The sequence below is a fragment of the Dyadobacter arcticus genome (genome assembly GCF_011762185.1).
In the GTDB taxonomy this organism is placed as follows: domain Bacteria; phylum Bacteroidota; class Bacteroidia; order Cytophagales; family Spirosomataceae; genus Dyadobacter; species Dyadobacter arcticus.
This window is the reverse complement of the sequence record NZ_JAASQJ010000001.1, coordinates 1079519-1101423: the sequence shown is the minus strand read 5'-3', so window position 1 is coordinate 1101423 and position 21905 is coordinate 1079519. Positions and strand designations below refer to the sequence as shown.

The 21905-nt window shown below is 44.2% G+C and carries 17 protein-coding genes; 7 read left to right on the top strand and 10 right to left on the bottom strand.

The annotated features are described in order from the left end of the window. Positions 1–51: 51 nt before the first annotated feature. The 3 genes from hxpB to FHS68_RS04705 all read left to right on the top strand — a co-directional run bounded on the left by hxpB (position 52) and on the right by FHS68_RS04705 (position 2630). Complete coding sequence (gene hxpB / locus FHS68_RS04715) at positions 52–732, top strand: hexitol phosphatase HxpB (RefSeq protein ID WP_167267674.1); 681 nt, start codon at positions 52–54, stop codon at positions 730–732. Positions 733–780: 48 nt separating this feature from the next. Beyond that, on the top strand, positions 781–2094 hold the full coding sequence (locus FHS68_RS04710) for a sensor histidine kinase (RefSeq protein WP_229211804.1): 1314 nt from the start codon (positions 781–783) through the stop codon (positions 2092–2094). 107 nt (positions 2095–2201) lie between these two features. Beyond that, complete coding sequence (locus FHS68_RS04705; protein ID WP_167267670.1) at positions 2202–2630, top strand: hypothetical protein; 429 nt, start codon at positions 2202–2204, stop codon at positions 2628–2630. A 27-nt stretch (positions 2631–2657) separates the two neighbouring features. On the opposite strand, the gene FHS68_RS04700 is transcribed toward FHS68_RS04705, so the two are convergent. After that, a complete protein-coding gene (locus FHS68_RS04700) occupies positions 2658–4370 on the bottom strand; it encodes an amino acid permease (RefSeq protein WP_167267668.1) in 1713 nt (570 codons plus the stop codon). A gap of 196 nt (positions 4371–4566) precedes the next feature. Between FHS68_RS04700 and FHS68_RS04695 the strand changes: the two genes are divergently transcribed. Both FHS68_RS04695 and eat read left to right on the top strand, forming a co-directional pair. After that, complete coding sequence (locus FHS68_RS04695; RefSeq protein ID WP_167267666.1) at positions 4567–5349, top strand: phosphatidylinositol-specific phospholipase C/glycerophosphodiester phosphodiesterase family protein; 783 nt, start codon at positions 4567–4569, stop codon at positions 5347–5349. 35 nt (positions 5350–5384) lie between these two features. Beyond that, positions 5385–6686, top strand: coding sequence for an ethanolamine permease (gene eat, locus FHS68_RS04690; RefSeq protein ID WP_167267664.1), 1302 nt, complete (start codon positions 5385–5387; stop codon positions 6684–6686). 5 nt (positions 6687–6691) lie between these two features. Here eat and FHS68_RS04685 read toward each other — a convergent pair whose 3' ends face one another. From FHS68_RS04685 to FHS68_RS04670, 4 genes are all read right to left on the bottom strand, one after another. Then, positions 6692–8950: a TonB-dependent receptor gene (locus FHS68_RS04685; protein ID WP_167267662.1), complete on the bottom strand. Its 2259-nt coding sequence runs from the start codon at positions 8948–8950 to the stop codon at positions 6692–6694. A 9-nt stretch (positions 8951–8959) separates the two neighbouring features. Continuing rightward, a complete protein-coding gene (locus FHS68_RS04680; RefSeq protein ID WP_167267660.1) occupies positions 8960–10249 on the bottom strand; it encodes a tetratricopeptide repeat protein in 1290 nt (429 codons plus the stop codon). A gap of 129 nt (positions 10250–10378) precedes the next feature. Next, positions 10379–12682, bottom strand: coding sequence for a DUF4331 family protein (locus tag FHS68_RS04675; protein WP_167267658.1), 2304 nt, complete (start codon positions 12680–12682; stop codon positions 10379–10381). A 29-nt stretch (positions 12683–12711) separates the two neighbouring features. Continuing rightward, positions 12712–14457 (bottom strand): DUF4331 domain-containing protein, encoded by a 1746-nt coding sequence (locus FHS68_RS04670; protein WP_374757498.1) that lies wholly within the window; start codon positions 14455–14457, stop codon positions 12712–12714. 628 nt (positions 14458–15085) lie between these two features. Between FHS68_RS04670 and FHS68_RS04665 the strand changes: the two genes are divergently transcribed. Next, entirely contained in the window at positions 15086–15820 is a 735-nt protein-coding gene (locus FHS68_RS04665; protein WP_167267656.1) for a LytR/AlgR family response regulator transcription factor, read from the top strand. Positions 15821–16239: 419 nt separating this feature from the next. On the opposite strand, the gene FHS68_RS04660 is transcribed toward FHS68_RS04665, so the two are convergent. The 5 genes from FHS68_RS04660 to greA form a co-directional block, all read right to left on the bottom strand. Further along, positions 16240–17505, bottom strand: coding sequence for an exo-beta-N-acetylmuramidase NamZ family protein (locus FHS68_RS04660; protein WP_167267654.1), 1266 nt, complete (start codon positions 17503–17505; stop codon positions 16240–16242). 42 nt (positions 17506–17547) lie between these two features. Beyond that, entirely contained in the window at positions 17548–18600 is a 1053-nt protein-coding gene (locus tag FHS68_RS04655; protein WP_167267652.1) for a PA0069 family radical SAM protein, read from the bottom strand. 70 nt (positions 18601–18670) lie between these two features. Next, positions 18671–19741, bottom strand: coding sequence for a M42 family metallopeptidase (locus FHS68_RS04650; RefSeq protein ID WP_167267651.1), 1071 nt, complete (start codon positions 19739–19741; stop codon positions 18671–18673). Positions 19742–19798: 57 nt separating this feature from the next. Beyond that, on the bottom strand, positions 19799–20128 hold the full coding sequence (locus FHS68_RS04645) for a hypothetical protein (protein WP_167267649.1): 330 nt from the start codon (positions 20126–20128) through the stop codon (positions 19799–19801). 124 nt (positions 20129–20252) lie between these two features. Further along, on the bottom strand, positions 20253–20735 hold the full coding sequence (gene greA, locus FHS68_RS04640) for a transcription elongation factor GreA (protein WP_167267648.1): 483 nt from the start codon (positions 20733–20735) through the stop codon (positions 20253–20255). A gap of 228 nt (positions 20736–20963) precedes the next feature. On the opposite strand from greA, the gene fmt reads away from it, so the two are divergent. Beyond that, positions 20964–21884: a methionyl-tRNA formyltransferase gene (fmt, locus tag FHS68_RS04635; RefSeq protein ID WP_229211765.1), complete on the top strand. Its 921-nt coding sequence runs from the start codon at positions 20964–20966 to the stop codon at positions 21882–21884. Positions 21885–21905 lie beyond the last annotated feature (21 nt).

The following is a 21905-nucleotide window of genomic DNA, read 5'->3' as shown; positions in this document are numbered from 1 at the left end:
TGAATGTAGTAGTTTTGGGGTGTTTATTTAGAAAATTTCATTGACTGGAAAATGATTAAGGCTGCGATATTTGACATGGATGGATTGCTGATCGACTCTGAACCGATCTGGACCGACGCCGCCCGTGAAGTGATGCAAAAAGTGAATTTCGAAATTACTGATTCGCTTAAATTGCAGACCACAGGCTTATCAATCAAGCTTTTCCTGGATTTTTGCCATCAGATCCAACCCTGGAACACACCCAGCTTTGAAGAACTGGAAAAGGAGATCCTCGAAATAGCGCATACCAATATTCTTGCCCATGCAGTAGCCTTGCCTGGCGCTATTGCTTTAGTAAAGGAATTAAAATCGCAGGGATTAAAACTTGCTGTTGCCTCGGCATCGCATATGGAGTTGATTGAGGGTGTGTTAAAAAGATTGGACATTATCGACTATTTTGACACCTGGCATTCGGGGGAACTGGAAAAATTCACCAAACCCCATCCGGCCGTTTACCTGACTACTGCTAAAAAACTGGGCATGTTACCAGAAGAGTGTATAGCTTTTGAAGACTCGCACGCGGGGCTGCGTTCCGCACATGCGGCAGGAATGATCACTATTTCGGTGCCGACGATGGAAGTTTTTGATGATCCCAAATTTGACATGGCAGATTATAAGATTGATTCACTGGAAAAATACATTTTGAGCGAAATGTCAGGAGTTCCCCAAAATTTGCTAAATAATGAACGCTAATCCTCTTTTTGAGCAGCCTTCATGGTAGGACTACGACATTTCAGTATTATGATCATGATCAGGATAATTGCCATTATCTTGAGTGTACTTGCGTTGGCCTGGCTGGCCAACAAGCACACCAATGAAATGCTGGTATATATCCTGGGAACGATCTTTATTTTTATCCAGGGCTCTCTGTTGTATCAATATGTTACCAATGTCAACCGTAAACTCACTTACTTTTTAGAATCCGTACGCTATTCCGATTTTACGATCAATTTTCGGTCGGATAATAAGATGGGTCGGACATTTAAGGAGCTTAACCAGCAGTTTAATGAAGTTTTGCATGCATTTCGCCAGGCCAGGGCCGAGAAAGAAGCCAATTTGCAATACCTCAATACCATTGTACAACACATTGGAACAGGGCTTATCACTTTTGACAGCACCGGGCAGGTTAACCTCATAAACAATGCAGCCCTCCGGATGCTGGGCATTTACAGGCTGCATCAACTGAGCGAATTGAAGGACAAACACCCGCGCCTTTTTGAATTACTTTCCGAGTTAAATTCCGGCGTCCGGGAATTGTACCGTACCCCATCCGATCAGCCGCTCGCATTGCAGGGCGCCGCTATTCAGTTGCGGGGAATGTGGGTCAGGATTGTCGTTTTACAAAATATCCAGACAGAATTACAGCAGCAGGAAGTAGAGTCGTGGCAAAACCTTACCCGCGTTTTACGTCACGAGATCATGAATTCGATGACACCGATTGTGTCATTAGTAGGTACCATGCGACTGATCGTCAATGAGGATATTGAAAAATCGACCAGCGACCAGGAAGCGGTAAAGGATCTGAAGGAAGCTTTGGCCACTTTGGAGAAAAGGAGCAAGGGCATGATGCAGTTTGTGAATGCCTACCGCGATTTTACCACATTACCGAAACCTGTTTTTGCAACCCTTAGCGTTGCCGAGCTTTTACAGGAAGTGTTGCAATTACTACAAACCGACTTGACGCAATCGGGTGTACTCTGGAAATTATCGGTAAAACCTGAAACATTGCAAGTGAAAGCAGATGGAAGCCAAATCCAGCAGGTTTTAATTAACCTGGTCAAAAATGCTTCTGAGTCTTTTTCAAACCAAACGAACCGGCTTATTACCATTTCGGCTTATCAGACTGATAGCATAGTAATGATTGAAGTGGAAGACAATGGCGACGGTATTGAGCCTGAGGCTATTGAAAATATCTTTATTCCATTTTATACCACAAAAAAAACAGGATCAGGTATCGGGCTCAGCCTTTCGCGCCAGATTCTGCAACAGCATAATGGCCAATTGAATGTGTCATCACAAGTTGGGAAAGGCACGATTTTTACGCTGATTATCTGATTCAATATATTATTTAAGCATTCTCAATCCTTCGTTTTCCCAGATCCGTATATCTTACAACCATAAGAGGGTCATTACCGTCTTTGGGGAAAATAATCTTAATCAATATGAAAAAATATCTGTTGTTTGGTCTGGTGGCTGTTGGCGCATTGTGTTGCAAGAATTCCGGGGTAGATAAGAAGGAAGAGGGGATCAAATACAAAGAGACAGTTGTACTCAATGATGTTCCAAAGGCTTCTCTGACGTTCTTTGAAGTTGAAGACAGCCGGTGTCCCGAAGGCGGACAATGCATATGGGCAGGCGCTGCAACGGTTGATCTGTTACTATCGGGTGTAACTGTGGAAGGTGGTTTAAACGAGCACGTAAAGATGTGCATCGGGGCGTGCAAGAAAAATTTTGAACCCGATACTTTAATCAAAAAATTTGCAGGAGAGGAATACCGGCTTATTCTTCAGGAAGTAAAACCTTATCCCAAATTATCGGAGCCAAAGACAAAAGAAGATTATACGATCCTCTTGAAAATTGAAAAAAAATAAAAACCGGCCGGAGAGACTTGCCAGGTCTTAAAGACCTTGTAAGTCTGACCCGGCCAAACCCGCCAATTTACTTTTTCGGTAGCCGTAGCTGAAATAGATAACCAGGCCGATTGCCAGCCAGATTACGAAGATGAGCCAGTTGGAGGAGCCTAGTTCGGTCATCAGGTATAGATTCGTTAGGATACCAGCGACTGGAAGAATTGAGAAATTATGTTTGTAAGCCAGGACTGCAAGTATCGCCCAAACAATCCAGAATATAATCGTGAGGAGCTTGTGCTCCACGATTCCCATAAAGCTTAGCTCCTTCCATTCGGCAATTACACTTTGTCCGTAGATTGAAAGTCCTACAATAGCCAGGATAAAAAGTATCCCAATCACATACTTCCCATTGAAATAAGGCACGCGAAATTTAGATTGTGCCGAAATTCCTGTGTGATCGAGATAGAGAACTCCCCCACAAACCAGGATAAAGGCAAAAAACGTCCCTACACTGGTCAGATCCACGAAAAAATCCATTTTGAAGAACAATGCGGGGATACCTACAACAAACCCGGTAACAATGGTAGCGAAAGAAGGTGTCTGGTATTTGGGATGGATTTTAGAAAAGCGTTTCCATAAGAGCCCGTCGCGGCTCATGGTCATCCAGATCCTCGGCTGGCCAAGCTGATACACCAGCAATGCACTGGTGATTGCAATCACGGAACTTACTGAAATCACCCCTGCCATAAAATCAAGGCCATTTTTTTCAAAAACAAAAGCCAGCGGATCGCTGACTTTTAGTTCGGTATAATTCACCATTCCGGTCAATACCAATGTGATAAGCACATATAAAACCGTGCAAATGATCAGACAGTAGATCATCGCCTTGGGCATATCCCGCTGCGGGTTTTTACATTCTTCCGCCGTCGTAGAAATCGAATCAAAACCAATGAATGCGAAGAAAACGGAAGCGACGCCGCCCATAACCCCTTTGATCCCATTAGGTGCAAATGGCGACCAGTTCTCCGGCTTTACATAAAAAGCACCCGCAATGATCACCAGCAACACAACGCCGATTTTCAAAACCACCATAATGTTGCTTGCAGTCCGCGATTCACGGATACCTATATACACCAATGCCGTAATCAGCAGAGTCACTAACCCGGCGGGAAGATTAAGCATAATGTGAAAATCGCCGATGCTTGGCGCCGACCGGTACGCCTCGGCGGCGAAACTTTCATAGGTACCCAGCTTTTCCGCGCCCAATTGCAATTTGGCAAATGCTTCTGATCCTGTTTCCTGATTAACAGTAAGCCAGCCGGGCAGGACTATTCCGAAACCTTTTAACATACCTGTGAAATATTCCGACCAGGAAATGGCAACTACCATATTGGAAACTGCATATTCCAAAATCAGCGACCATCCGATGATCCAGGCGAAGAGCTCCCCGAAGGCAACATATGCATACGTGTACGCACTACCGGATACGGGTACTGTGCTCGCAAACTGCGCGTACGATAAGGCTGTGAATACGCACGCAATCGCTGTAAACATGAAAAGCAATGATACTGCGGGGCCGCCATTGTAACTGGCGACGCCAATTGTGCTAAATATTCCCGCCCCAACAATTGCCGCGATTCCCAGTGAAACAAGATCCCGGACGCCCAGTATTTTGGCCAATCCACTGCCTTCTACCGATTGGGCATCTTTGAGAATTTGTCCGACCGTTTTCTTGCGGAATAAAGAGGAATTTGGTTTCATTAAGCGGGCTGATTTTCAGGGTAACCGTGAAGTTAGTTTGGCTAAAATAGCGATATTCCTAAGTTATCTTCCCATTCAATAAAAATTTGTTCTGCAATTCTCAAAAATGCCATACAAAATTCTTATTTCTGAAATCAAACAGGTCAGAATTGCGTTATCAGGGCGCCTATACGTTACTTTATCCTTACCACAGAATATGAAATACCGCTTTACCATTCTCATTACGCTGTTTTTCGGCGGATATGCCACTGCTCAGAACATCAAGGCATACACAACGGCCCAGGCACATTCTCACAACGATTATGTGAGGCCCCGGGCATTTTTCGATGCATATGACCAACAGTTTGGCTCCATTGAAGCGGATCTGTACCTGGTAAGGGACACGCTTTTTGTGGCGCACGACTTGAAAGATATTACGCCAGCCAAAACTTTCTCGGCCCTTTACCTCAAACCCATCCTCCAACAAGTTGAAAAGAATAGCGGCAACATTTATCCCCAAAAAGATGTCCCGCTGCAATTGTTGATCGATCTTAAAACTTCAGGAGAGGAGACGCTTGCTGCATTGATGAAAGAATTGGAGCCATATCAGGAGGTTTTGGCGCCAAAGGGTCAGGTAACGATTGTGATCAGCGGCAATGTCCCTGATCCGACCTTATTTGAAAAATATCCTCCTTACATTTCCTTTGATGGTCGTCCGGAAAACACGTACACGGCTGACCAGTTGGCCCATATCGGGTTGATTAGCCAGGCGTTTCAGAGATATTCCCGCTGGAATGGTGAAGGGCCTCTGCCTGAAAAAGACAAGAAAAATATTCTTAAAATGATCGAGGAGACTCACAAGCAGGGCAAAAAAGTACGGATATGGGCTACTCCTGACAATATCAATTCCTGGAAAACCATGATGGCATTGGGGGTGGATTACCTTAACACGGACAAAGTGAAGGAAATGGGTGATTACCTAAGAACTGCACCCCGCTAAACGCCAAATTAATTACGGCAAATAATTATTTTTTCATGTCCGCTGAACAATCTGCTGCGCTTAAAAAAGTCTTAAAACCAATCCATCTTTGGGCCATTGCCGTAGGGCTGGTTATTTCAGGCGAATATTTTGGCTGGAATTACGGGTGGGGTGTTTCCGGCACAATTGGTTTCCTGATCGCCACGCTGGTTGTTACGCTGATGTATGTCACATTTATTTTCAGTTTTACAGAATTGACCACATCAATTCCCCAGGCCGGCGGGCCATTCTCTTACGCGCACCGCGCATTTGGCTGGTGGGGAGGGCTGATTGCAGGTTATGCTACGTTAATTGAGTTTTTAGTGACGCCGCCAGCGATTGCATTTGCACTTGGCAGTTACTCTCACTTTTTATATCCTTCTCTCGAAGTGCTCCACGTCGCATTCGCTTGTTACGCCATTTTTATTGTAATTAATTTATTGGGTATCAAGGAGTCTGCCATGTTTTCATTGGTAGTTACCTTACTCGCGGTGGTCGAACTACTCATCTACATTGGAATCGTAGCACCGCATTTTTCTTATCAGACATTCGTGACCGACCCGATGCCTTTTGGCTGGCCGGGTGTATTTGCAGCATTACCGTTTGCCATCTGGTTTTACCTGGCTATTGAAGGCGTGGCTATGGTAGCCGAAGAAGTGGAAGATCCCAAGCGCACCATATCACTCGGATACATTTACGGCATTTTGACATTGGTTGTTTTGGCATTGGCGGTAATGATTTTCACAGGCGGCGTTACGGACTGGAAGGTTTTAAGTACAATAGATTATCCCCTACCAGCAGCATTGGGCATCGTATTGGGACGGGACAGCGGCCTTACCCACCTTTTTGCCAGCCTGGGCCTTTTTGGTTTGATAGCCTCGTTTCACGGAACGGTGATCGGGTATTCGAGGCAGATTTATGGTTTGGCAAGAAACGGGTATCTCCCCTCCTTTCTGGGCCAGGTAAACGCTAAATTTCAGACACCTCATTGGTCGCTTCTGGCTGGCGGGATTGTGGGATGTGCAGCATTGATGCTTGGAACTACCGATCAGGTGATTATTCTCGCTGCATTGGGAGCGGTAGTGATGTATATGATCAGTATGGTAGCTTTATTTGTTTTGAGAAAAAAAGAACCTGAACTGGAACGTCCTTTTTCCGTGCCGCTTTTTCCCTATTTCCCTGCAATCGCATTGATCTTATCGTCCATTTGCCTGATCGCGATCGTTTACTATAACTTTTTGATGAGCGTCTGGTTTTTCGGGGGACTGATCGTTATTACCGTTTTCTTTGTTTCTACCGGTCGCCATAAAACGTTATAAAAAGATCAGAAAAACAATGTGAGGCTTAACTTGGCAAAGAAAGGTGTTCCAGGTGTAAAATGAATTTCTTCAACTGGCTCAATTTCGTTTTTAAGCCGGCTTAATGTGGCAAACTGGGTTTCCTTCCATTTAGTATTCAGCAGATTTTGAAGGGAAAGGCCGACATTATATCTCTTTTTAGCATAATTGATCTGCGCGTCGGCTACTACATATCCTTTGGCAACAATGGAATTATCTTCATTGGCAGGCCGGTTGGCCAGGTACCTATATCGCAGCGATCCGCTCAATCCATTGGACATTTGAAGCGAGAGCCCGCCTGTTGAAGTGAAAAGAGGCGCCAGAGGCAGGTAATTCATTCCTTCCAGCTCACCTATCGCCCTGGGTTTTGCAGAGCTGACGTCCATATCGGCATAAAGTGTTTTTGTAATCTGATATCTTACGGACAAATCCAATCCTTGTCTTTTCGATTTCCCGCTTGGCTCAATCACACCGGCGTCGCCCACATACACAAACTCCTGTTGCATCCAAAGATACCAGGCAGCCACATTGATCAGCATTTTTGGGAAAGGTTTGAAAATCACTCCAAGATCCGAACCATAAGCTCCGGGAAGAATCTGCTTGCCGCCCTGCGGAACCACCACACGGGTGTCATTGGAGTGAAAACCCTTTCCAGTATTGAGGTACAATTGCACCCGGGGATTGAATGTATAATAAAGGTTCAGTTTGGGGGAGAGGATCGCGTCATTGGCACGTCGCGTATTGACAGGATTTGCCAGCAAATCTTCATATTGGTTACGGAAATAATCCAGCCGCAGCCCTGCATTGACGGTAAATCGGTCATTCACCAGGATAAGTTCGTCGGCATAAAAAGATGCATTCAATTCATTCACATTCCCCAACTTGTATGGATCCAATGTTAACGACCGATTTACGGTATGAGACAATTCCGTCCGGTTTGTAAGATCGTGACGATATTGAATGCCCAGCGTTGTGGTCCAGCTTGATTTGCCGAAGTAATGTTGTTTGGAAATGCTTCCGTTGTACCCAAACAAATTACGTTTCTCCTTTTGGCGCATCTGATCCCCGTATAGGGAATCTTCCAGGAAAAAAGTAAAATTCGAATACAGCTCAAAATTATAATTACTGTAATAAAACTGGTTCTTGATCACATAATTGGAAGGCGTAACCGTCACCAGCTGCGCATTGAAATTGGTGCGGCTGGTCTCCCCTCCTTCCGTTGGATCTACTGAACCATAAAAACCGATCATCCCGGATTCAATAGCACGGTCCGGGATTTGGCCCGAGTGATTCCATTTACTCCAAAAAGTCGAGCCCGTTAATGTGAGATTAGTATTCGGTGCAACGTGTCCGTGATACTTACCAACAATGTTTAACCTATTGAAATTCTGTGGGTTATCAAAATAAGAATTGGTAAAGGAATACTCGGAAGCAATGTAAGCCGACTGGCTTTTGTCCCTTCCTTTTTGACCCAATAAATCAACTCCTGCAACTGCCCGGAACGAATCGTATTGTCCGGCTTCAAGTTTTACAAACGATTTGTCCAATGCATCTTTCGTACGAAAATTGGCCCACCCTGCAGTTGTAAAATTGCCTTTATCGGTCGTGTAAGGACCTTTTTTAAAATCAACACCCTGTACGAGCTCTGGAATAACGAAATGCAGATCGGCATAACCTTGTCCGTGCGCATGCGACACCATATTAACCGGCATTCCATCAACGGTAAGCCTGATATCCGTTCCATGGTCCAGGTCGAAACCCCGGAGAAAAATCTGTTCTGCCTTGCCGCCACCGGCATGTTGTCCAATAAAAAGGCCAGGTACCATCCGTAAAATTTCCTGTGAATTATTGATAGGACGGAGTTTAATGTCGACGCCGTTGATCAACTGCTGGTCATGAGCTCTTTGCGCAGAAACCACTACCTCACTCAATTCAACATCCGCATTGGAAAGCAACGTCTTGACAAACTCCGTTTTATCATCCAATACCGACACTTCTAACACCAGCGATTTGAAACCTACATAAGACAATTCAACCTTGTATTTTGAAGCTACCAAGCCCTCAAGTCTGTACTGTCCAAGTTCATTGGTCACCGTCGTCTTTCCTTGCCCGGAAAGCTGAACCGTTACTCCTTTAAGCGGAAGATTCGTTGCCTGGTCTTTGACAACACCTGAAATGCTGCCCAGGTGGGCGTAGGCGCAAAGGTTTGTCAAAACCAGAAAAGATAGTAATAGAAGTGTCTTCATGCTTTTAGCTTACAGCGCAAATTTAGGGTTGGTCTTTTTTGCCTGAGCCAACAACTTGTCCCCTTGGACCTTATTCCCCATTGCCACTTCAATCGCGCTCGCAATTTGCAATACCTCAGGATCTTTGGTACCTGTACCTAAAGCAATTTTCATATGCTGCATCGCCTTTTCATTGTTCTTTTCTTTAAAGTACGCGGATGCCAGGGCATGGTTTACATCAATGTTCTTGGGCCTGTTGCCATATTCCTTCAATCCATAAAATATCGCTGAATCGAGCTGGCCGGTTTTGGTATATAGTTTGCAAAGTTCCAAATCCACTGCGTGTCCTGACTTTGCATCTTCGTCCAGCATGGTTACCACTTCTGCATATTTTTTCATGGCTTTTTCCTGTTGCCCCTGCAAGCTGTATATATCGGCCATTTCCTCATGAAAAGAAAATTCAGGCATAATGGCGGCGGCTTTTTCTAATGTAGCCAAAGCCTTATCATATTGTTTTTGCGTTTTCAATATCTGCGCTTGTCCGCGCAGTGCAAATGCGTAACTCGGGCGCATGGCTAGTATTTGCTGGTATTCGCCCTCGGCTTCTTTAAGTTTGCCGGTTGTTTCATATAAATGTCCGAGTGTGTTTTTACTCCAGCATTGCGGCTCGGAGCCTGGCAAACCAGCCTGCACAGCCAATTGCATTGCGGCAATCGCGCCAGGATAATTTCCATAAATTTCACGCAGATAAGAAGCGCGTGAATACGATTCCAATGAAGGTTTCAACTGTTGCATTTTGTCGGACATGGCCACTGCTTCCTCGTAGTTGCCCAATTCCACATTGGCATCCACCAGAACGCCATACACATAAGCATTGTCCGGATTGATTTTGCGGGCTTTTTCGGCTAGATCCCTGGCTTCCGCAAATTGGTGCTGCGACATTTTTACAGAGGCTTTAAAAGTGGTTGCCTCAAAATTCTGTGGCTCAATAGCCAGTACACCGTCCAGAATATTCAGTACAGCGGGATAATAATAGGGGTGTTCTCCGGTTATCCGGGCTTCTGCCATGTAAATGACGACCAACTGTAAACGTGGCTTCACATCCTTGGGGTCTTTTTTGACTTTAAGTTTAAGCTCTTCAACCTTCTCCTTTGTTTTTTGCCATTCTGTGGCTGTTGCGAGCTCACCATGACGTTCAAAGAGGCCTGGTAAGTCTGTGCTAGCAACATTGTTCTGGGTAGCTTCCGTTTTTTTCTTCTCGTTACAACCCAATTGGGCAAGGAGTAAAAAGGCTAGTGAAAGCGTAATGATGTTTTTCATGATAAATGTTAACCAAGACTTTAATGAAGGGATCTTGTATTTAAAAATAAGGCCGGAGTTGTCATTTAGATAAATCATCATGATCAACTCCGGCCTTTTACTATTTCAAATAGTCAGGCTGCTATGCGCTTATTTACGAAGAATTTTAACAGTGTACTTTTCTCCTGGTGTTACCACCCTCAGATAATAAATACCAGTCTGTCCGCTCAGTTTAATAGCTCTGCGTTCGTTTTCACCTGCTTTTCCAATGATCTGCTGACCAAATACCTGGCCTTTGCTATTCGCAAGGTCAAGCTGCACGCGCTTACCAAATGCACCTCTAATCTCAACGATCACCTCGTCATTTGAACTTGGGTTACCCATCACAACGGCAGAGAGCGGAACATTTTTCCCCTCAGCCTCAGCAACGCCTTGGCGCGCCATTGAATTTTGGATAAAACCGCAACCTATCCGGAAATTATACTTAATGGTTACTTCGGAAGAAGGTTCATTAACATACCTTGCTTTTGCGAAAATATCCCCGGTATTGGTGTTGTCTTTGAAGAACATAGGCTCAATCGTGCGGTTTGTGTTGGTTGACCAATCACCGTCGATTACTCCTGTTACGGAAAACTCAACTTGTTTGGACGCATCACCACCCGTGCGGGTCAGCGAGAAGCCGCCATTGAGACAGTCGAAACCAGTAATCGAGAACGCAAGAGGGTTCGCATCAATCGGATCATTGCCTTCGTAGCTCGGGCCACGGAATCCAGGCCATGGATTTTGCAGATAAGGGAACGTTTTCTTCAATGTCGTGTCATTTTTGGTAACACCAGCATTAAAAGTCAGAACGCTAAGCAGGTTTGGCGTAACAGGGCTTTCACCCATTTTGAAATCGTCGTACCACAAACCAATTGCTGCCAGAACGACACCACCAACTGCTTGTAATTCAATGGTTGTAACATCGTCTTCCAGGCGACGTCCGTTTGGAAAACCGTCCATGTTAGGAATCCATTGCAAGTCTTTGTTGGAAGCATATGCAGGATTTGTCAAACCTAATACAGCCGCTTGAACTAAACCCAGCGAACTGAAATTTTCGTCATCCCTTGGGGTAGCCGGAACAGCCATATTAAGCCTCAACCAGTCACCCAAAGTAGGTAAAAAGTTGTTGATAAAAGGCTTACCTGGTGCCAGTGGGTTCCCTTCTTTGCCAGTTGCAAGCTGATAAGGAGGTAGGTTTGGAACTCCTGTGTAGAATATTGGCAAAATGTCAACAGCTCTCGGGCTTGTAGCGTCCGGTAGCAGTATGGCTCCAAATGCAGCTTCTGATAAAGCCGTTCCATCCAATGCCGGGTTTCCTTTTAGGCCAAAAAGACCTGCTTTTCCGTTCCGGAAATCAAAAGAACCCAGTGATTTGGTTTGAATCCGGAGATCGGCCAGGCCTGGTACGGCTTTACCAAACGCTTCGTCATCCATATACAACGCCAATTCAGGATTAGTAAAATATTTGGCGAATTGAAGGTCGTTTGCAGGCGAAGTTGCATTCCATTTGTCTTTCATACCGATTGGAATGATCGCTTCGTTGGTTAATGGCATTCCAAGACGGGATACCTGTACCCAATCTCCGCTATAACCGATATCACTGCCAGAATTCAAAGTAGTGATTTTTCTGCGGCTTGAAGATGCATACACACCTATTACATAATCCGGATCAAGGATGTTGGACGCCATTGCAACGGACTTGTTTTCTTTTTGCAATGTCGAAACCGGAACTTCGATGACGATGGAATGACAGTTGAATTTAGCAACTGCATCTCTTCCTGCTGATTTGCGAATGTTTCCAAGGTCGAATATACCGCCCAGATCCACAAAGAATGGATCATCAACAGGACCACAGAAAACCCTTTCGCCAGTCCGAGCCAGCATAACCGCATCAGAAACAAGTTGGTTATACGTTTTACCAAGGCCTACTCCGCTCTCAATCGATCTTGGACCAATATTTGGTGGAGGCACAGTTCCATTATTGATTACTACTTCGAAAGTTTTGCCCCCATCCACGCTGCGTTCGCAAACATAGGTTGTTTTCAGGTTTTCTTTTCCAAGACGGATCAGGAAGAAAGTGGTAGGATCCTCATTCTTTTTGCTGAAAGTAAAGCGATAAACGATATCAGAACCAGGGGTCCCTGCATTATTATCCACATGGATCTCGTAGCGGATGTTTTCACCGAAAGTATACCAGTTAGGACCGCCAGCAGGATGCTCAAACGGAATATAGTTTGCGATAAGAACAATGTTCTCTTTATCTGTTGTGCTTTTGAAAGCATAAACGTCGGTATTATCAGCCAACGGATCCGTTGAAATCAGCGGAGCTTCGCGGTGCGAAGACGCTTTCGATTGATAAGGCATGACACAAGTAAGCGCCACTAACCCAATCAGGTATAAAAGATTTTTCATATTATACTATTGTTATAAAGTGATTGGGATCAGAATCTGGCTTTTTCAGGATAATCAAAACCTCTCCATGGATTGGCGACATATGGAAATGTGCCTTTCAAAGAAGTATCGTTTTTAGTAGGCCCTGAGTTGAATGTCAACACCCTCAGCAATTGTGGCGAAACTGGTGCTTCCGGCGTTGCATCATCATAAAACAAGCCTATCGCCGCAAGAACAATGCCTGAAACCGCCTGTAATTCGATGGTAGTCACATCGTCTTCGAGGCGACGTCCGTTCGGGAAACCATCCATATTTGGGATCCATTGCAGATCTTTATTCGCATTGTAAGCAGGATCAGTAATACCCAAAACTGCCGCCTGAACCAGGCCTAGCGAGCTGAATTTGCTATCGTCACGTGGAGTAGCAGGTACTGCCATGTTCAACCGCAACATGTCGCCGAGCGTTGGCAGAAAGTTGTTGATAAAAGGTTTTCCTTTTGCCAGCGGATTGTTGTTTTTGCCAGTCGCAAGTTGGTAAGGAGCCAGGTTAGGTACACCAGTATAAAATATGGGTAACAAATCCACAGCCCTTGGGCTTGCGATATCTGGTAACAGCAGGGTGCCGAATATCGCATCGTCAAGCGCTGTACCCACCAATGCCGAAGAGCCTTTCAATCCGAACAAACCTGATCTGCCGTTACGGAAATCAAACGCCCCTAATGAGTTGGATTGGATACGCAACGCATTCAATGAAGGAACCGCTGCTCCGAACTTTGAATCATCCATGTACAAAGCCAGCTCAGGATTCACAAAATATTTTGCGAATTGCAGATCATGACCTTCATAAGGTGTAAGAGAATTCCAAAGGTCTTTCATGCCTATTGGAATCACTGCTTCATTGGTAAGCGGCATTCCCAAACGTGAAACCTGTACATATTTTCCTTCGTAACCTACTTCTCCGTCTGTGCCCAGTGTTTTGATCATTTGTCTGCTGGCAGATGCCCATACACCGATCACAAAGTCAGCGTCAAGAATGTTTTCTGCCTGACTGACACCCCTACCTTCTTTTTGCAACATACTTACAGGTATCTTAAGAGCAATGGTATGTACATTGAAGCGGTTTAAAGTTCCTTTGGGCGCGTTGGTTGTATTCCCTTCCGGACGAAAGTTTCCAACATCGAAAGCGCCAGCCAGGTCTACGAAAAACGGATCGTCGACAGGGCCGCAAAAAACTTTTTCTCCACTGGTTGCAGTGTTAATGGCACCTTCAACAAGAGAATTATAGTCAGGCGCTTCCAGGCCTACCGTTTTCCCTTCAATAGAGCGCGGGCCAATATTATTTGGAGGCACAATGCCTTCCGCAACAATCGTCGAGAAGGTCATGCCGCCGTCCATGCTTTTTTCGCATTTGTAAGTTGTTTTGAGATTTTGCTTGCCCAAACGAATGTTGAAAAAAGTGGTTGGGTCTTCATTAATGCTGGAAAATGTAAACCGATAAGTGATATCGTCTCCGGCAGTTGTGGTTTTGTTTTTGATGTGAATCTCGTAGCGAACATTCGGGCCGAAATTATAGTAATTGGGACCACCGTCGGGAGATTCAAACGGAATGTAATTGGCAATAATGGTGATTGAATTGGGATCATCCGGGCTTTTGAACGCATACAAATCCGTATTGTCAGCCAGCGGATCATTGGAAATCAGAGGCGCCTCCCTGTGACTGGAGGCATAGCTGGCCAGCGAGCACAGCAGGGTTACGAAGCTCAGGATACAATACCGGAGCCTACACAGGTTCATCATAGAAACTTGCATGGGTAAATTGTTTGAAATAGTGAAAAAATTTTTGCTAAAAACAGATAAAGGAAAATAGTCTTACGCAGTGGATAATTGTATTCATCGGGGTAAATACAAAACGTGGAAATGGCTCGCCGTCAAAAAATAGCTTAGGGATAAGGCAGTAACTGTAACCCTATTCTTCTAATCTTGCTTAATATACGTAAGTATACGCTAATCCGATTACAGGCGTCAAACTTTAGACTCCACCGGAGTTCTATAAAATTATATAATTTTATAGAAACATATTTATATTAATTTGTTTTCACTCCTGATTGGAGTAGACTAGTCGAAGTTCAAGAGGGAGAACAAAATAATTGTAGACAGTTAACTACAAAGTTAGCCAACAATCGGGAATTTATAGAACAATCTCTACCGAAAACACAAGTACTTGTGTTACAAGAGCTTTTACGTTTGGCTTAATTACTTTTTTAGTCACAAACGGTTACGTTATATCCATTTTTGAATAATATTGTAAAGCAATTAGTTCGTATATTTTCATGCATTTATTTACATCAGCGAACACTGATCCTAAGCTTTCGTATATCCCATCCAGTCACTGTTCAACCGCCGGGTTGGATATTTACATTTTAAGATGAACATTCTCATTGTTGAAGACGATTTTATCATTGCAAAACATTTACAATTCCTGCTCAATGGTTTCGGATACGAAGCCCACGACATAGCCACCGACTATCCCACGGCTGTTGAATTGCTTGCCAACAAAGTTTTTCATCTGGCTGTTCTGGACATTAATCTCAACGGTTACCAGACAGGCATCGATCTGGCCGACTACATCCGTGAAAATCTGGGGATTCCGTTTCTTTTTCTGTCTGCTCACGACGACATTGCGGTGGTCAATGCTGCATTGCAATCGGCGCCGCATGCTTTTTTACAGAAACCATTTCAAAAAATTACGGTTTACACAGCCGTAAAGCTGGCTTTGAAAAATTATCGCCTTGCAGCACTTGCGGGAGAAACGGAAATGCAGGAAAAAGAGGATACTACTGTGATCAAGGATGCTTTGTTTATCAAAGAGAAGCATATGTTCACCAAAATAATGTTGTCGGATATCCTTTACATTCGCAGCGATGACAACTACCTAGAATTGCATACCAACAAAAAAAAATATACAATACGGGAGACGCTTAAAAATATGATCCAGCAGCTGCCCGTCAACTTCTTCTTTCGGGTACATAAGTCATTCATAATCAATCTCAACTCAATCACTGCGATCGATTATGTCCATGTAATGATCAATGATATTGAGATCCCCATCACGAATGACAACAGGAATGAACTGTTGAGTCGGATTAAAACATTCTCCTGAGACGTCGGCTCCCAATCTGTCTGACCCACAAAATTCTATCATTCACCCCCAGAATTTTGTACTTCACCCCATTGATTTGCCCAAACCCGGACATCGAACTAATTTCATACCACGTAACATTCCTCCTCTATTTTTTTATTCTGATTAGCACTAGGATCCTGGGTTTTTTGTACTAAGATATTTTTTTAACCCAGGCATCCAATTGTTCTCAAAATTCGTATTTGATATTGTATCTGCATTTTGCAAAGAATTGGCATTATGCACACATTATTTAGCATATAAAACCTAAACTAAGTCCATTATAAGTTTTGAATTAAATATCGTTGAGAATAATTAAACATCCCTGGAAGACTTTTCCAGGGATGTTTTGTGTTTCGGGTTTCTGATAATAAATACCGCCCGAAGGCACAATGCTTCTGTCAGGGATACAGAAGATACTTTTTCCTTGCTTCCTTATAATTTGATAATCCTGGCTCCCAGCTTTTTCTGATCTCCTCCTCGGAAACTCCGGCGACGATCTGCTTTTTTAAGTTTTCTGTACCCACGAGCTTATCGAAATTGCCCATTTGCTTACTCTGCGTCATATCGAAAAACCGTTCTTTCTCGGGATATGCTTTGTACATCTCCATGAGCCAGCCCAGGTTGAGGCGTCCGGATTTCTGAAGACGAGCTACATCGTATTTACGTAAATCCAATCCGTAACATTCCGTATCCATGTGCAGCGGGGTTTCGCTCATTCCCTTAATACTTTTTGGCGTAAAGGTAAAGTCGTACTTTCCTTTTAATTTTGGCGCTCCCAATACCGTAAACGGCATATAAGTCCCCCGTCCCTGACTTAGGATGGTGCCTTCAAACATGCAGATATGCGGATAAAGCATTACAGATTGTTGTGTATTCAGATTGGGGGATGGCATCGCGGGAAGGGTATATGGCATATCATGCGCATAATTTGCGACTTTGATGATTTTAAGTTTACACTGCAGTTTGTTCGGCAGCCAGCCTTCACCATTGATCATCTGAGCGAATTCTGCAATGGTAAGTCCGTGAGAAATGGGTATCCTGTACATGCCGATCCCCGACTGTAAATGATCTTCCAGGATCGGACCGTCGACCAAAAAGCCGTTTGGATTTGGCCTGTCCAGGATCATCATTTCCTTATTACTTTCCGCGCAGGATTCCATAACATGTCCCAGCGTATTAATATATGTGTAAAATCTGGCGCCCACATCCTGTATATCAAATATTATGAGATCCAAATTTGCCATCTGCTCTTTGGTAGGGCGTTTCAGCTTTCCGTATAAAGAAATCGCGGGAATTCCTGTTTTTGGGTCCGCACTGTCACTTACCTTGTCGCCATTGCTTGCAGTTCCTCGAAAACCATGTTCCGGACCGAAAATCGTTACAATGTTTACGCCGAGCGCCACAAGGCTATCCACCATGGGCGTGCTGCCGATAATAGAAGTTTGATTGACAACAATGCCCACCTTTTTCCCTTTTAGATAATCGAGGTAAGCTGGAATTTGGTCGGCGCCAGTCATCAGCTTCTGCGCAGATCCGTTTTTGGACAATGTGCTGATGGAATCATTGCCAGCTAGTTGCGGGCTCTTCTGGGAAGATGACTTTACGCAAGTGATAAGGAGAGAAATAGAAGCAATGATACAGAAAATGGCAGAAAGCAGTTTCATTTGATTTAGGATGATTTAAATAAAAGTAAAGGTTTCATGCCACTAAAATAACTTCATCTGTCCTCCCCGCATAAATTGCGAAGTATCCAGCTCGGGCCATACCCTATCTTTCAGATATTTCCGGCAGGCCATATCGTGCAGCTGGCGAATGTTTTCAGCGAATATTCCTTCTCCCACCATTCTAGTCCCAAACCGCGAATCATTCACCTGTCCACCATGACATTCTTTGATCTGATTCAAGACCTTAGCTGCCCGGTCTGGAAAATGATGCTCGATCCACTCTTCGAAAAGCTTGGCAATAGCACCATTAAGCCTTACCACCGTATAATGCGCCCAAACGGCACCATGCTCAGCAGCAGCTTGCACCAGTGCTGGAATTTCATGGTCATTCAGTCCGGGAATAATCGGCGCGGTCATCACGCCCATGGGAACGCCCGCTTCATGCAAAGTTTTCACGATCTGCAGGCGGCGTTTTCCGGTAACCGTTCTTGGTTCGAGGGCACTTCTCAAATCCTCGTTTAAGGAAGTAATGGATACCGCTCCATGCACCAAATTCAGTTTCGCGAGCTTTTCAAGCACATCAATGTCCCGCAATACCAATGCATTTTTTGTTAAAACGCTGACGGGGTTGCGATATCTGAGGCATATTTCCAGCAGCTGTCGCGTTAGTCTATACTTTTTCTCTCCCGGCTGATAGCAATCTGTATTTCCAGAGATGTGAATAACCGTTGGCTCCCATTTTTTGGAACTAAAAAGCTTTTCAAGAAGCTGCGGGGCATTTTTTTTCACCATAATCTTGGTCTCAAAATCAAGACCGGCCGAAAAGCCCCAATATTCGTGCGAATTTCTTGCATAGCAATAAATGCAACCATGCTCACAACCCCGGTAAGGGTTGATCGAATGAAAATTAGGGAGGTCCGGACTGTCCGAAATGCTCATCAATGTATTGGATTGCTCCTCAATAAATTGCGTTTTGGGATTAACCTCCTGCTCTTCCCATTGTTGCCAGTCTTCCGAAGTATACTCTAATTCATGCTTGGTAAATTTGTTGTGGGGATTGATGGCAGCGCCACGTCCTCTTGCCCTGTTGTCCATTTGTTGATGATTTCATTATTGTTGATGAAGTTGTTTTTAGACTTGCCAGGTTTGGAAAACCTGGCAAGTCTTATTTAATATATCGAAAATCTTCGTCGCCTTTCAAAGAGAGCAACACGTCATACATCAGTTGAATGACATTTTTAACATCTTCTTTATGCACCATTTCAACGGTGGTATGCATGTATTTTAGCGGAAGTGAGATTAGCGCAGAAGCAACTCCTTCTGTTGAGTAGGCAAATGAGTCGGTGTCCGTACCTGTCGAACGGCTCACGGCCTGACGCTGGAAAGGGATTTTTTTCTCGTCGGCAATCCGAATCAGCATGTCGCGTAAATTATTTTGCACTGCCGGACCGTAACAAATCACCGGACCGCTGCCACTTTTCAGGTCGCCCTGCTCTTTTTTATTGTACATCGGCGACTGCGTGTCGTGGGTAACGTCGGTACAAATCGCCAGGTGTGGTTTCAATCTGCGGGATATCATTTCCGCTCCCCGCAAACCAATTTCTTCCTGAACTGCATTCACTATATATAAGGTAAAGGGCAACTGCACATTACTTTCATGCAGCATACGCGCAACTTCTGCAATCATGAATCCGCCCATCCTGTTATCCAGGGCACGACCTACATAATATTTCTCATTCAATTCGTCCAAACCATCCGCAAAAGTGACAACCGTCCCCACATGAATGCCCATTTCAACAACCTCTTCTTTTTTGGCGGCACCTACATCAATAAACAATTCATGGACTTTGGGAACCTGATCTTTGGCAACATCACGAACATGGATAGCTGGCCAGCCGAAAACGCCTTTTACAACACCTTTTGCCGTATGCAGATTCACCCTCATGGACGGAGCGATGGCGGCATCCGATCCGCCGTTTCTGCGAACGTGAATGTAGCCGTCATCGGAAATGTAATTTACAAACCAGGAAATTTCATCGGAATGCGCTTCGATCACCACTTTATAATCCTGGCCAGGACCTATCACGCCCACGACCGTTCCGTAAGTGTCGATGATGTGTTCCTCAATGTAAGGTTTTAGGTAGTCAAGCCATATCTGTTGCCCGGTCGATTCAAATCCGGTCGGAGAGGCATTATTTAAATACTTGTAAAGAAAATCTGTGCTCTGATCTGCCATATTAATTGTTTAATTGCCTGAAATACTGATGCTGAAATTCTTCATCTCAAAACACGATTACCCTTTCAGATATCGCCAGAATGCCCAGAAACTTCTGTTTTGGAGATAGTCGAGATTAAACTGATTTTGGTAGGCTTCCCGTTCAAAGGAAATATGAAGATAGGCTAAATAATGATTTCTGTGCTGGACCAATCTGATAAAATATTCGACCAGATACCAGATGTAAAAGATGATGATACCCATCTCCAATTGCTGTCTGATATGGATGCGTTCGTGATTGATAAGAAATGGACCAGGCGATTCTCGCTTTATAAAAATGAATGGAAACAATGCAATGCCTTCGACCCGAAGAAACGATAAGATGAATAAGAAACCTTTAAATTTCATTGGCTTTCAGCTATCGGCCGTCGGCTGACAGCACTCGTTTCTCACTTAATTTTAAAATAAAAATGTTGGATTGCGAAATGAAAAATCATTCTGCAATCCAACATGATTTTGAAGTATATATGCCTTATTCCAGAAACCTGCTGATATTCAGCACTTCAAACTCCATCATACCGGCCGGCACTTTGATTTCTGTGGTCTCTCCCACTTTTTTACCCAATAAGCCTTTGCCAATGGGTGAGCCAACCGAGATTTTCCCAGTTTTAAGATCTGCCTCTTCTTCCGACACCAATGTATAGGTAACTTCCATTCCATTTTTACGGTTTTTAATCTTCACCTTGGAAAGCACCGAAACCTGAGAATTGTCTATGGAAGACTCGTCGATCACACGGGCAATGGAAAGAATTTCTTCCAGCTTGGCAATTTTCATTTCGTGCATTCCCTGCGCATCCTTTGCCGCATCATATTCCGCATTTTCACTTAAATCCCCTTTATCCCGCGCTTCTGCAATCTGACGTGCAATCTCCGTGCGGCCTTTGGTTTTCATATCATTCAGCTCATTCTTCAGCTTATTGAATCCTTCTTCCGTATAGTATGAAATTTTAGCCATGACGCATTTAGTTTATAATCCATTAAAATTTTGACAATCCAGATAAAAAAAAAGAACGGCTCTAAGACCGCTCTACAAGAGTAATACCACTCGTAGTAGAAGGCTAGAAGACCTTGTCTTTTCGGTTGCTATGTGACTTCATACTGAGCATAATTTTCTGTTAAGAACAGCAAAAATAATAATATTTGTGAATGGTAACACCATTTTTATCCAAAAGCGGCAAGCTGTATGTCAAATCCATTAAGAATCATTTTTATGGGAACACCGGAATTCGCGGTCCCAAGTTTACAAAGCCTGGTCGAAAACAAATCTAATGTTGTCGCCGTAATTACTGTGCCTGATAAGCCTTCCGGTCGGGGTCAGAAGCAAACTGCTTCACCTGTAAAAGTATATGCAGAAGCCCAGGGGATACCCGTTTTGCAACCCGAAAAATTGAAGGACCCTGCGTTTCTGGAACATCTGAGATCCTACGAGGCGGACCTACAGGTGGTAGTTGCCTTCCGCATGCTGCCCGAGGTGGTTTGGGGCATGCCGTCAAGGGGAACATTCAATTTGCATAGCTCGCTTTTGCCTCAATACCGGGGCGCCGCACCGATCAATTGGGCAGTCATCAACGGCGAAACGGAAACGGGCGTTACCACTTTCTTTATAGAAAAAGACATTGATACCGGCAAAATTATTTTCCAGGAAAAAGAGCCTATTTATCCAGATGACAATGCAGGTTCGCTCTATGAACGACTTATGAAAAAAGGCGCGGGACTGGTTGTAAAAACCGTAAAGGCGATTGAGGAAGGAAACTATCCACAGGAACGGCAGCAGGAGCCGGAAGAATTCAAATCAGCACCAAAAATTTTCCGCGAAACCTGTCAAATTGTTTGGAGTAAGCCTGCTGAGCAGATCCATAATTTCGTAAGAGGCCTGTCTCCCTACCCTGCCGCATGGATGATTTTAGACGCACTCTCCTGTAAGATCTTTAAAACTATCCTGATCACCATTGAAGATCCAGGGAATCCGGGGGACATTAAAACCGATAATAAGACTTACCTCTATTTTAAAGCTTCCGAGGGCTGGCTGGCTATCGAGGAATTGCAATTGGAAGGTAAAAAACGCATGAGTACCATCGAATTCCTCCGTGGTTATAAGTTTTAACAGACATCAGATTAACATTAT

Bases quoted from the DNA above. Each gene is read 5' to 3' on its own strand.
- hxpB (WP_167267674.1), top strand. From the start codon at position 52: ATGATTAAGGCTGCGATATTTGACATGGATGGATTGCTGATCGACTCT.
- FHS68_RS04710 (WP_229211804.1), top strand. From the start codon at position 781: ATGATCATGATCAGGATAATTGCCATTATCTTGAGTGTACTTGCGTTG.
- FHS68_RS04705 (WP_167267670.1), top strand. From the start codon at position 2,202: ATGAAAAAATATCTGTTGTTTGGTCTGGTGGCTGTTGGCGCATTGTGT.
- FHS68_RS04700 (WP_167267668.1), bottom strand. From the start codon at position 4,370: ATGAAACCAAATTCCTCTTTATTCCGCAAGAAAACGGTCGGACAAATT.
- FHS68_RS04695 (WP_167267666.1), top strand. From the start codon at position 4,567: ATGAAATACCGCTTTACCATTCTCATTACGCTGTTTTTCGGCGGATAT.
- eat (WP_167267664.1), top strand. From the start codon at position 5,385: ATGTCCGCTGAACAATCTGCTGCGCTTAAAAAAGTCTTAAAACCAATC.
- FHS68_RS04685 (WP_167267662.1), bottom strand. From the start codon at position 8,950: ATGAAGACACTTCTATTACTATCTTTTCTGGTTTTGACAAACCTTTGC.
- FHS68_RS04680 (WP_167267660.1), bottom strand. From the start codon at position 10,249: ATGAAAAACATCATTACGCTTTCACTAGCCTTTTTACTCCTTGCCCAA.
- FHS68_RS04675 (WP_167267658.1), bottom strand. From the start codon at position 12,682: ATGAAAAATCTTTTATACCTGATTGGGTTAGTGGCGCTTACTTGTGTC.
- FHS68_RS04670 (WP_374757498.1), bottom strand. From the start codon at position 14,457: ATGATGAACCTGTGTAGGCTCCGGTATTGTATCCTGAGCTTCGTAACC.
- FHS68_RS04665 (WP_167267656.1), top strand. From the start codon at position 15,086: ATGAACATTCTCATTGTTGAAGACGATTTTATCATTGCAAAACATTTA.
- FHS68_RS04660 (WP_167267654.1), bottom strand. From the start codon at position 17,505: ATGAAACTGCTTTCTGCCATTTTCTGTATCATTGCTTCTATTTCTCTC.
- FHS68_RS04655 (WP_167267652.1), bottom strand. From the start codon at position 18,600: ATGGACAACAGGGCAAGAGGACGTGGCGCTGCCATCAATCCCCACAAC.
- FHS68_RS04650 (WP_167267651.1), bottom strand. From the start codon at position 19,741: ATGGCAGATCAGAGCACAGATTTTCTTTACAAGTATTTAAATAATGCC.
- FHS68_RS04645 (WP_167267649.1), bottom strand. From the start codon at position 20,128: ATGAAATTTAAAGGTTTCTTATTCATCTTATCGTTTCTTCGGGTCGAA.
- greA (WP_167267648.1), bottom strand. From the start codon at position 20,735: ATGGCTAAAATTTCATACTATACGGAAGAAGGATTCAATAAGCTGAAG.
- fmt (WP_229211765.1), top strand. From the start codon at position 20,964: ATGTCAAATCCATTAAGAATCATTTTTATGGGAACACCGGAATTCGCG.